This is a genomic window from Pseudomonas sp. B6001 (assembly GCF_013386015.1).
Taxonomy (GTDB): domain Bacteria; phylum Pseudomonadota; class Gammaproteobacteria; order Pseudomonadales; family Pseudomonadaceae; genus Aquipseudomonas.
Genome location: NZ_JACAOX010000019.1, coordinates 107,374 through 118,081, shown reverse-complemented (window position 1 = coordinate 118,081; position 10,708 = coordinate 107,374). Strand labels below are relative to the sequence as shown.

9 protein-coding genes are annotated in these 10,708 nt (G+C 61.2%); 5 read left to right on the top strand and 4 right to left on the bottom strand.

Annotated features, from left to right (window positions below; all coding sequences use genetic code 11):
• The first annotated feature begins 228 nt into the window (after window positions 1–228).
• Genes HX821_RS21980 through HX821_RS21970 form a run of 3 tightly spaced genes read left to right on the top strand, consistent with a single transcriptional unit; the run spans window position 229 to window position 3,794 of the window.
• Window positions 229–888 (top strand): paraquat-inducible protein A, encoded by a 660-nt coding sequence (locus tag HX821_RS21980; protein WP_177022667.1) that lies wholly within the window; start codon window positions 229–231, stop codon window positions 886–888.
• Window positions 875–1,498, top strand: coding sequence for a paraquat-inducible protein A (locus tag HX821_RS21975; RefSeq protein ID WP_003214366.1), 624 nt, complete (start codon window positions 875–877; stop codon window positions 1,496–1,498). Before HX821_RS21980 ends, HX821_RS21975 begins: the two co-directional genes overlap by 14 nt.
• The gene (locus tag HX821_RS21970) at window positions 1,491–3,794 is read left to right on the top strand and encodes a PqiB family protein (RefSeq protein WP_003214369.1); all 2,304 of its coding nucleotides are present in this window, start codon (window positions 1,491–1,493) and stop codon (window positions 3,792–3,794) included. Before HX821_RS21975 ends, HX821_RS21970 begins: the two co-directional genes overlap by 8 nt.
• A gap of 170 nt (window positions 3,795–3,964) precedes the next feature.
• Here the strand turns inward: HX821_RS21970 and mksF are convergent, their stop codons facing one another.
• From mksF to mksB, 3 genes are read right to left on the bottom strand one after another with little or no spacing between them, the layout of a single operon-like run.
• The gene (gene mksF / locus HX821_RS21965) at window positions 3,965–6,805 is read right to left on the bottom strand and encodes an Mks condensin complex protein MksF (protein WP_008437530.1); all 2,841 of its coding nucleotides are present in this window, start codon (window positions 6,803–6,805) and stop codon (window positions 3,965–3,967) included.
• The gene (gene mksE / locus HX821_RS21960) at window positions 6,802–7,509 is read right to left on the bottom strand and encodes an Mks condensin complex protein MksE (RefSeq protein ID WP_003214375.1); all 708 of its coding nucleotides are present in this window, start codon (window positions 7,507–7,509) and stop codon (window positions 6,802–6,804) included. Before mksE ends, mksF begins: the two co-directional genes overlap by 4 nt.
• Window positions 7,499–8,776, bottom strand: coding sequence for an Mks condensin complex protein MksB (gene mksB, locus HX821_RS21955; protein ID WP_003214377.1), 1,278 nt, complete (start codon window positions 8,774–8,776; stop codon window positions 7,499–7,501). Before mksB ends, mksE begins: the two co-directional genes overlap by 11 nt.
• 206 nt (window positions 8,777–8,982) lie before the next feature.
• Here mksB and HX821_RS21950 point away from each other — a divergent pair, with 206 nt between their 5' ends.
• Together HX821_RS21950 and rimI are read left to right on the top strand one after the other, a co-directional pair.
• Window positions 8,983–9,720 carry a hypothetical protein gene (locus HX821_RS21950; RefSeq protein WP_003214379.1) on the top strand — a complete coding sequence of 246 codons (738 nt, stop codon included), beginning with the start codon at window positions 8,983–8,985 and terminating at the stop codon, window positions 9,718–9,720.
• Complete coding sequence (rimI, locus tag HX821_RS21945; RefSeq protein ID WP_003214382.1) at window positions 9,713–10,165, top strand: ribosomal protein S18-alanine N-acetyltransferase; 453 nt, start codon at window positions 9,713–9,715, stop codon at window positions 10,163–10,165. Before HX821_RS21950 ends, rimI begins: the two co-directional genes overlap by 8 nt.
• A gap of 135 nt (window positions 10,166–10,300) precedes the next feature.
• Here rimI and HX821_RS21940 read toward each other — a convergent pair whose 3' ends face one another.
• Window positions 10,301–10,705 (bottom strand): hypothetical protein, encoded by a 405-nt coding sequence (locus HX821_RS21940; protein ID WP_003214383.1) that lies wholly within the window; start codon window positions 10,703–10,705, stop codon window positions 10,301–10,303.
• Window positions 10,706–10,708: the final 3 nt, after the last annotated feature.

Genomic DNA, 10,708 nt, shown 5'->3' with positions numbered 1-10,708 from the left:
GCAGTCAGGGGTTTTGTTTTGCGCGGTCGGAAAGTATGGCGAGCTTGCTGGCGAAAAACTCCAACGGTAACGCGGGCTACCTGATGCCACGCATTGGTCTAAATCCCCTCGTCCCAATCCCCTCTCGCGCACACAAACGCTACTGAATCCCCCGACAAATTTGCACAGTTATTTCTGAACCAGAACACTAGAATAGGCACCTAATCTTTTTTAGAGTCCGAGCCCTATATGCCCGACCCGGTTGATGCCCTTGAGGCGTCAGACTTACCGCTGGACGAACTCGTGGCATGCCATGAGTGCGACTTGTTGATGCGCAAGCCGGAGCTTGCCCGCGGTGAAAAGGCCCAATGCCCACGCTGCGGCTACGAGCTGTACGCTCACCGCCACAACGTCGTTGAACGAAGCCTGGCGTTAGTGATTGCCGCGCTGCTGTTGTACGTCCCCGCGAACTTTTTACCCATCATGCAGCTCAATCTACTCGGGCAGTCCTCACAGGACACCGTGTGGACCGGCGTGGTCGGCCTGTTCGACACCGGCATGCAGGGCGTCGCCGTGGTGGTGTTCCTCTGCAGCATGGGCATTCCATTGCTCAAGCTCCTGTGCCAACTGGCGGTATTGCTGAGCATCCGCTGGAACATCGGCCGTAGCTACGGTCTGCTGTTTTATCGCATCTACCATCATCTGAAAGACTGGGGGATGCTCGAGGTCTACCTGATGGGCGTGCTGGTGGCGATCGTAAAGCTGGCCGACATGGCCACCATCACCGTTGGGCTGGGCCTGGCCTGCTTCGTAAGTCTGTTAATGGTCCAGATACTGCTGGAGGTGGTCATGTCACCTCACCAGATCTGGGAAGCGCTGTCAGGAGAGGATGCTCATGCGGGCGATTGATGCGGGCATTCTGATCTGTACCGAATGCCACGAACTAAACAAACAAGACCCGGACACCGACGAGCAAACCTGCACCCGTTGCGGCGCGCTGGTCCACGCCCGTCGTCCGAACAGCCTGACGCGCACCTGGGCGCTGCTGATCACGGCAGCCATCTTGTACATCCCGGCCAATTTGTTGCCGATCATGACCGTAAGCTCCCTGGGCCAAGGCGATCCGAGCACCATCATGTCCGGCGTGATCCAGTTGATGCAGCACGGCATGTTCCCGATCGCCGCTGTAGTGTTCATCGCCAGCATTCTGGTGCCCACCTTCAAGCTGGTGGGTATTGGGCTGCTGCTGTTTTCGGTGCAGCGTCACCAGCCACTTTCCGCGCAACAACGCATTATCATGTACCGCTTTATCGAGTTCATTGGCCGCTGGTCCATGCTGGATATCTTCGTGATTGCCATCCTGGTGGCAGTCGTAAACTTTGGGCGACTTGCCAGTGTCGAGGCCAATCTCGGTGCCGTAGCGTTCGCCAGTGTGGTGATCTTGACGATGCTTGCCGCAGTAACTTTTGATCCCCGACTGATTTGGGATAACACGGAGTCGGACGACGACCATGAGTGATTTGCCTAAGGCTAAAACCCGCCCAGCTTCCAACTGGTCGGCCATTTGGGTGCTGCCCCTGATTGCCCTGATCATCGGTGGCTGGTTGGGATGGCGTGCGTACAACCAGCAAGGTATCGAGATTCAGGTACGCTTTGAAAGCGGCGAAGGCATCCAGGCCAACAAGACCGAAGTGGTCTACAAAGGCATGTCCGTGGGTAAGGTCAAGACCCTGGCCCTGGATGACGAAGGTAACAATCGCGGAGTGATTGCCACCATCGAGATGAACAAGGATGTGGAGCAATACCTCAAGACCAACACCCGCTTCTGGCTGGTAAAGCCAAGTGTCAGCCTGGCCGGGATCACCGGCCTGGAAACCCTGGTCTCGGGTAACTACATCGCCGCCAGCCCAGGCGATGGTGAGCCGACGCGCAAGTTCAAGGCCCTGTCCGAAGAACCGCCTTTATCCGACGCCAAGCCCGGCCTGCACCTGACGATCAAAGCTGATCGACTCGGCTCGCTGAACCGTGGCAGCCCGGTGTTCTACAAGCAGATCCAGGTCGGCCAGGTCAAAAGCTACCTGCTCTCCGAAGACCAGACCACCGTTGAAATCAAGGTCTACATCGAGCCGACCTACGCCAGCCTGGTGCGTAAACACACGCGTTTCTGGAACGCCAGCGGCATCAGCATCGACGCCAACCTTTCCGGCGTAAAAGTCCGCAGTGAATCCCTGGCCAGCATCGTTGCCGGCGGTATCGCCTTCGCCACGCCGGAGAACCGCAAGGACAGCCCACCGACGGACCCGAGCCTGCCGTTCCGCCTGTACGAAGACTTCGATGCAGCCGCGGCGGGCATCAAGGTCAAAGTCAAACTCACCGACTTCGAAGGCCTCCAGGCGGGCCGCACCCCGGTGATGTACAAAGGCATCCAGGTCGGCAGCCTGAAAACCCTGAAGATCGATCCGGACCTGTCCAGCGCCAATGCCGAGTTGACCCTCGACCCACTGGCCGAAGACTACCTCGTCCAGGACACCCAATTCTGGGTAGTCAAACCGTCTATCTCCCTGGCGGGCATCACCGGGCTGGAAGCGTTGGTCAAAGGTAACTACATCGCCATCCGTCCCGGCGACAAGGGCACCGCGCCACAACGGGAGTACGTCGCCCGCGCCAAGGCGCCGCCACTGGACCTGCGCTCCCCCGGCCTGCACATGGTGCTCTTCACCGACAACCTCGGTTCCCTTGATGTCGGCAGCCCGATCCTCTACAAGCAGGTCAAGGTCGGTTCCGTGCAGAGCTACCAGTTCTCCCGCAAGAACAAGCAACTGGTGATCGGCGTCCATATCGAGAAAGAATACGAAGGCCTGGTCAATGGTTCGACCCGTTTCTGGAATGCCAGCGGCGTGACCCTGACCGGTGGGCTTACCGGCGGCATCCAGGTGAAAAGCGAATCCCTGGCCAGCCTGATGGCGGGCGGTATCGCCTTCGAAACCCCGGAGCCGAATGTGCCGCTGAAAAAGCGCATCCCGCGTTTCCGTCTGTTCCCGGATCGCGAAGCCGCCAACCAGCACGGTACGTTGGTGACCATCAAGGTCGACCGCGCCGATGGCCTGCGCCCGGGTACGCCAGTGCGCTTCAAGGGCCTGGACGTAGGCAAGATCGAAAGTGTCGACCTGAGCGCCGACATGCAATCGGTGCTGCTCAGCGCGCGTATCACCCAAGTGGCCGACCGCATTGCACGGGCCGGCAGTCAGTTCTGGGTGGTCAAGCCTGAACTGGGCCTGATGAAAACGTCGAACCTGGAAACCCTGGTGACCGGCCAGTACATCGAAGTACAGCCAGCGACCAAAAGCATCGGCCCACAGAAGAGTTTCGTCGCGCTGGACAAGCCGCCAGAAGCCGTTCATCAGGAGGAGGGCCTGAGCCTGGTACTCAGCGCCGCACGCCGTGGCTCGTTGAAGGAAGGCGTTCCGGTCACTTACCGCGAAGTCACCGTAGGCAAAGTTACCGGCTACGAGCTGGGCCAGACCGCCGACCGTGTGCTGGTTCACATCCTGATCGAGCCCAAGTACGCGCCTCTGGTGCGCAGTGGCAGCCGGTTCTGGAACACCAGCGGCTTCGGGCTCGACTTCGGCTTGTTCAAGGGCGCGACTGTTCGCACGGAGTCCCTGGAGACCCTGGTCGCCGGCGGCATCGCCTTTGCCACGCCGGATGGCGAGCGCATGGGCAACGCCGCTCGGCCCCAGCAGACCTTCCCGCTGTTCGACAAGTTTGAAGACGAATGGCTGACCTGGGCCCCTAAAATCCCGCTCGGCAAATAGATCGAGGCGCGGCCTTCGCGAGCAAGCCCGCTCCCGCATTTGACCCAGTTCCCATTGGAGGAACCCGATTGAATGTGGGAGCGGGCTTGCTCGCGAAGAGGCCCTCAAGAACACCAAAAAAAGGCCGCGATCCAGAAGATCGCGGCCTTTTTGCATTTCAGCGCAACTGATTAAACCTCATCCAGCTCCGGCTCATCCGCCTGCACATTCACCGTCGCCTTCACCACATCGTGACGACGGATGTACTTCCAGTCCGCTTCATCAATGTAGATCCCGTTCGGCCCGCTGCCGCCTTCCAGGTCGATCGCCACCTGGGCGGAAACCTGCGGCTTCACACTCGCCAGAATCGGCACGAAGCCCAGTTGCAAGCTGGTCTCCAGCAATGCTGCCTGGTTCTTCTCATCGATGTCCGCGGCCTCATCGAGATAGTACGGCAGGCGCACACGACCGGCCTGGTCGCGGTCCATCAAGTGCAGCAACAAATACATGTTGGTCAGCGCCTTGATGGTCATGGTGGTGCCGTTGGAGGCGGCGCCATCGATGTCGGTGTGAATGATCGGCTGGCCGTTGACCTTGGTGATCTCGAACGCCAGTTCGAACAAGTCCTTGAGGCCCAACTGGTTATGGTTGGCCGCTACCAGGCGCGCCAGGTATTCCTTGGCCTCCTCGTTCTTGTTGTCTTGCTCGGCGCTCTGGCTCAGATCGAACACCGACAGGGTTTCGCCCTCTTCATACTGACCGGCACTGTGGATGATCTGGTCGATATGCTTGAGGGCTTCCTTGTTCGGCGCGAGCACGATGCGGAAGCTCTGCAGGTTGGACACCTGGCGCTTGTTGATCTCACGGTTGAACAACGCCAACTGGTGCTCAAGGCTGTCGTAGTCGCTGCGGATATTGCGCAAGGTGCGCGCGATATCCGTGACCGCCGCCCGCCGGGCCTTGCCCAGGGTCAGGGCTTCATCGGTACGGTGCGCGTAAGCGTTGATCAGCAGGTGCAGGCGGCGCTCCATATCGTCTTCACTGTCGAACTTGGCCACGCCCTTGAGGCGCACCTGTGCGTACAGCGCGTCGATCTGGCCATCAGCGCGCAGCAGGCCTTGCCAGCTGTCCTGGTAGTCATTGAGCAGCGGCAGCAGGTTGTCCATGGAATCGTCGACCGGGTCCATGAACGGCGTACCAAACGGCAAGTCTGCCGGCAGCAACTGGCGACGACGCAATGCGTCATCCAGGGTGCGCTGCTTGGCTTCCATATCACCAATCTGCCGGCCTACCAATTGCAGCTTGGCCGACAGTTGCTGGACGCGCTCGGTAAACGCATCGCTGGAGCGTTTCAATTCGTCCTGGGCCGCTTCCATCTGCGCCAGGCTTTCCAGCTTCTCGCCTTCCTCGGCGCTCAGGGTTTGTGCACGGCGGAAATCTTCCAGCGCCTTCTGCGCGTCCAGTACCTGTTGGTACAGCGCTTCAGTCTGGGTCTTGCTCGCCGCGCGGTCGGCCGCCACGGCTTGCTGGGTTTTCAGTTGCTTGAGTTCTTTTTCCAGACGCTCTTTCTGGTCGCGCAACGCGGCGCGGTCAGCCAGTGCCTGCAACGCCGGTGGTTCAATGTGCGAGATGTCGATGGCCAGCCCCGGCACTTCAAAACGCTCGCCCTTGAAGCCATCAAGGATCTGCTCCAGGGATTTCACCCACAGGCCGTCCTCGTCCAGCGTGATGCCATGCTCACCCAGCGGCAAGCTGAACAGCGAACTGTTGAACAGGCGCATCAGACGCTCGACATCCTGCTGCGAGAATTCTTCCCGCAGCTTGGCGTAGCTGTTGTTGTCGGCGTGATCGAGTTGCTGCTTCACCGACTTCAGGCGTTTTTCCAGGTCCCGCAGACGTTCGTCCAGATCCTCGGCGCTGAACTGACGCGACTGCGCCAAGGCCCCGGCCAGTTCATCGTGAGCATCCTTGGCGGCCAGCAGTTGCTGCTCCAGCACCTTGACGTCATCCACCAGCGCGAAGCGGTGCTTGAGCACTGACAGCTCACCCAGCCAGCGCTGAATCCCGCTGATTTCCCGCTCCAGGCGCATCAGCTCCTGAGTGCCGCCGCGCTGGTCGTTCTGCAGCGAATCCTGCTCGTTGCGGTAATGCTCGGCCTGGATCGTCAGTTCTTCCTTGCGCGCACTGGCGTAGTCCGACCAGGTGCCCAGCAACGAATCCAGCAGCGGTGACAGGCGATGCAGCTTGCCCCGCAGAATGTCCCGCTGCTTCACGCCGTTGGCCAAGGCTTCTACCAGAGGGCCGGCAGCCACCAGCGAGTTGTAGTCCTGCTCCATGCGTCGTACATCGCGGAAGGCTTCTTCGCACGCCGCGATGTAATCGACACTGCCGGAACGCAGGCTGTGTTCGAACGCATCCAGAAACAGCTGCTTCAACTTGGCCGCGGTGATTTCCCGCATGTGCAGCAAATTGATAAACAGCGCGCGGAAGGTCTTCAGGCTCTGCTCGCTGGTGGAGCGCAGCGGAATCAGGGTCAGGTCCAGCGGGATCGACGTATGGCCGCCCACCAGCAAACGTCGCAGCTCATCGGGCTTGAGCTCATAGGCTTTCAGGCCTTCGCGCTCAAGGTTGGTGAACAGCTCTTTCTGGCGCAGGCAGGTGTCGTTCTTCTGGTAGTGCGCCAGGTCCAGCTTGCCGGCGTAGGCAAAGAACTGGTGACCGAAACCACCGCCCGGGCCGCGACCGACCACGCCGATCACGTGCGGGCCATGGGGAAGCGAGACTTCCACGAGGATGTAGCTGGTGTCCGTGGCAAAGTAGAAACGCCGGGATTGCTCCAGGGTGTACTTGCCGAAACTCATGTCCGACATGCGCGCCAGAATCGGGAACTGCAAGGCGTTGATCGACGCCGATTTGCCGAGGTTGTTCGCGCCGTACACCGACAGCGGTTCTTCCAGCGGGAACAGGCCCAGGCTGTAACCGGCGGTGTTCAAAAGGGCGAAGCGGCGAATGCCGTAGCGTTCCTTGCTCATGCGTCGGTCTCCTGTTCTTCGGCAATGGCGCGGGCCAGGGCGTCTTCTTCGCTTTCTTCTGCAAAGTCACTCAAGTCCAGCGGGTCATCGGTCTTCAGCAGTTTTTCATCGCTGTCTTCGTCGATGATCACCGGGGCCGGCAACGGCAATACGCTGTGGATGCTCGCGGCCAGGTCGCGGTCTTGCTGGACCGAGAGGCACACATCGAGGAAGCGGTGCATCGGCGGCAGGAAGCGGTAGATGCCGTTCTCTTCACCGGCAAAACCCAGCTGGGTCATGCGGCGCATGATTTTTTCTTCCAGTTCCTCGACGGTCTGCACTTCGGCCTGGATAAACAGGTCGCGGTACTTTTCCAGCAACGACGGCAGTTCGTCACGGCCCAGGCTGCCACCGTCGAGCACGGCGATCGGGTCGCGGCCCTGGTCGGCCAGGTGCTCGACGATGATGAAGGTGAACAACGCCAGGCGCTGGGCGGTCTTGTTGACCTGCGCGGCGGCCACGGCCGAGTCCGGCACGAAGTAGTAGAAACCTCGCGTGTCGCACACCAACTCAAAGCCCAGGGCCTTGAACAACGTGCGGTACTGGTCCTGGAAGTTCGACAGTTGGGCGTACAGCTCCGGGTCGCGGCGGCTGACGTGGTAACCCTTGAACAGCTCGCGAAAGATCGGCGCCAGCTGGGACAGTTCGGATAGATCAAGATGCATGAGGGGTGCTCGCAGAATTCCCGGCCGTATCAATACTGGCTGGAAGCAGGGCGAATGAGCGCAGGCTGACCTGGTGCTCGTGAGTGTGGTAATCCCGTCGTTCCAGACGTTCACGCTTGAAGCGTTTTTCCCGCGACAGGCGTGAGAACCAGTACAGCAACTCGTCGGTTGCGCCGTCCGGTTCCTGCTCCAGCAGCCAGGTCATCAGGTCCGGCATCGGCAGCGCGTCTTCACAGCGCTCGAGCATTTCCTTGACCGTGCGCGGTGCGCGAGGGGCTTCGCCCTTGTGGGATTTGTGCGCCTTGGGGAAACGCGCCGGCTTCGGTTCGAAGTTGGCCAGGGCGTACACGTAGGCTTCGACCTGGCTGGCACTGCCGAGAAATGTGCTTTGCGGCCGGGTGAACATCGGCATCGCCGCTTGCGGCACCGCGTCCAGGCCCTTGCGGCGAATCGCCGACAAGGCCAGCGCCGCGCCCCGGGTCACGGCGTTGTGCCGGCGTGCTTCTTCCCGCAACGGCAGCAGCAGTTCCCGGGCGTGACGCAAGGTCAGTTGGGCGCTGGTCTGCATTTCGAGGATGCGCGCGTGGGTGCGCAGCAGCATGTCGTCGTCCACCAGGTGGCCGAGGCGCTGCTGCTCGGTGAGCATGCGCAACAGTACGTTTTCCACCTTGCGCACGCCTTGTTCGAAGGCGCCGTCGGCGTTCACCAGTTGAATCATCGGCTCGACGTATTCGTCCCAGGTCGCCAGTACTTCGGCGTAGCGCTGGCGCAACGGGATCTGCCGGTCGCTGGTCTTGGCGCGATCGGCCACGGCAGCGAGGGCCTGTTCGTCGTTGGCGAGTTTTTTCAGCACGTCGCGCACGCGCATGTCCAGCAGGCGCAATTGGCGCGCCAGGTCATGGCCGTCGCGGATGTCGAAGGCGTCCTGGATATAACCCGCCAGGCGCTCAAGGTGGCGCAGGTAGGCTTCGATTTCCAGGCACAGGCCTAGCCGGTGCTCCTTGCGAAGATACGCCAGGAAGTCGTGGATCTGTGCGTTGAGCTCGAAACGGTTCGGGCTCTTGGCGACAGGCACCAGGATATCCAGGCGAATCCACACGTCCAGCAGGCTGGTGATGTCCTGTGGCGTGCTGTCCAGTTGTTGGGCGGCCAGCTGGGCGCGCAGTTCGCTGAGGCTCAGGGTGCCTTGGTCGAAGTGTTCGCACAGTGGCTCAAGCAGGGCCCAGTGTTCGGCGAGGGCGCGCAAGACGCGCTTGGGTTCGATCATCGGAATGGCCGGCTGGTTAGCGATTAAAAGCAGCGATTGTACTGCATCGGGGGTGGGATTTATCCACAGCCGGTCGTGAGGCGCTCACCGGAACGATCAACTGCGGGCGATCTTCGTCGAAGGGCGGTAGAATCCCTGTTCTTTAGTTATCCACAAGTGGCCGACCTTTGCTTATCGAGTCCCGACGTCGCGCTTACTTGACCGCCATGCAGGTGGTCAACTGGCTGCCGCGCACTGAATTACCGTTCGCCGCCCCTTCGCGGCCCGAGCTGTTGGAGGCCCCGGAACCGTTCGAGGCTTTCGAGCCTTCGGGTGAGGAGGCGGCTGCTCCGGTGCCGCTGGTCAAGCCCGTGGCAGAAACCCCGGTGGTCCGGCCAAAGGTCGAAGTGCCGCGCCCGTCGCCGGTGGCGAAGCCGGTCGTCGCCGAAGAGGCGCCTGCCGTGGTCAAGGCTCCGGTCGTACCGCCGCCACGCTTTGCCCTGCAACTGCTGCGGGCCGGGCGTTGCCTGCTGCTGGTGGAGTTACCCACAGGCGAGCGCTTCCAGGCCCGCGACCCGGCCTATCTGCTGCTCAAGGACATGTTGCGCGCCGCCGGCCTGCCCGACAGTCCGCAAATCGTTGGCGAGCCGGTGCGCTGGCCGCTGCTGGCCCGGGGCACCATGGACCAGGGCCCGGAAGCTGCACGGGATTTTGTGCAAGGTTTTGTCTCGGCGCGCCTGGAAGACGAACCCTGCGTGTGCCTGTGGCTGATCGGCCTGCCCGCCGTGCGTTTTGCCGGCGAAGCGAATGCCGAGGCCTGGTACCGCGAACTGCAGGTCGAAGGCCTGGGCTCCGTCTGGGCCCTGCCGGGCCTGGAACTATTAATGGAAGAGCCACAGCGTAAGGCTGATGTCTGGCAAGCCATGCGCCGGCTGATGGCGCGCTGGAAAAGTACCGATGAGTGAAGCTTTATCCTTCCGCCCGATGACCGAGGCGGACCTCGACGCTGTACTGAAGATCGAATACGCAGCGTTCAGCCACCCCTGGACCCGCGGGATTTTTCTCGACGGGCTGGGCAAATACCAGATCTGGCTGATGTTCGAAGGCGAGCAGCAGGTGGGTCACGGGGTGGTGCAGATCATCCTCGATGAAGCACATTTGCTGAACATCACCGTCAAGCCGGAAAACCAGGGCCGTGGCCTGGGCTTGAGCTTGCTGGAGCACCTGATGTCCCGGGCCTACGAGGCCAAGGCGCGGGAATGTTTCCTGGAAGTGCGCGACAGCAACACCGGCGCGTTCCGGCTGTACGAGCGTTATGGTTTCAACGAAATTGGCCGTCGGCGGGATTATTACCCCGCCGTCGGTGGCCGCGAAGATGCGGTGGTGATGGCCTGCACCCTGGTCGACTAAACACAGGGCCCAATGTGGGAGCGGGCTTGGTGGGAGCGGGCTTGCTCGCGAAGGCGATGGTCCAGTCGCCAGATGTAATGACTGACACACCGCCTTCGCGAGCAAGCCCGCTCCCACATTCAGTTCGGCAGGGTGTCAGCGGTTGCCGTCTACTGGATCGATATCGGCCAACTCGGCCTCATCCAGGCCATTGCCGCCGCCGATCTCGTCCTCATCGACGATACTCAAATCGTAATCCGCCGGATGGTCTTCACCTGCTTCCTGCGCATCCCGCGCGCCATCCTCATGGATCAGCGTTTCCGGGCTCATGTCATCATCGGTTGAATCATGATCGTCAGTGGAAGCACCGGTCATCCCGGCTTCGCGCACCCGTTCGTCGGGCATCAGGTGCTCACGCTCCCGAGGCGGAATTTCGTCGCCGATTTCCGCAGTCGGCTCCTCCTTGTCAAAATCCAGCTCGCGCATTTCGCCCATGCGATCTTCGTTGTCATCAATCGGTTCCGGCTGTGTAGCGCCGTAGGGACGTCGTGATTCAGTCATGGC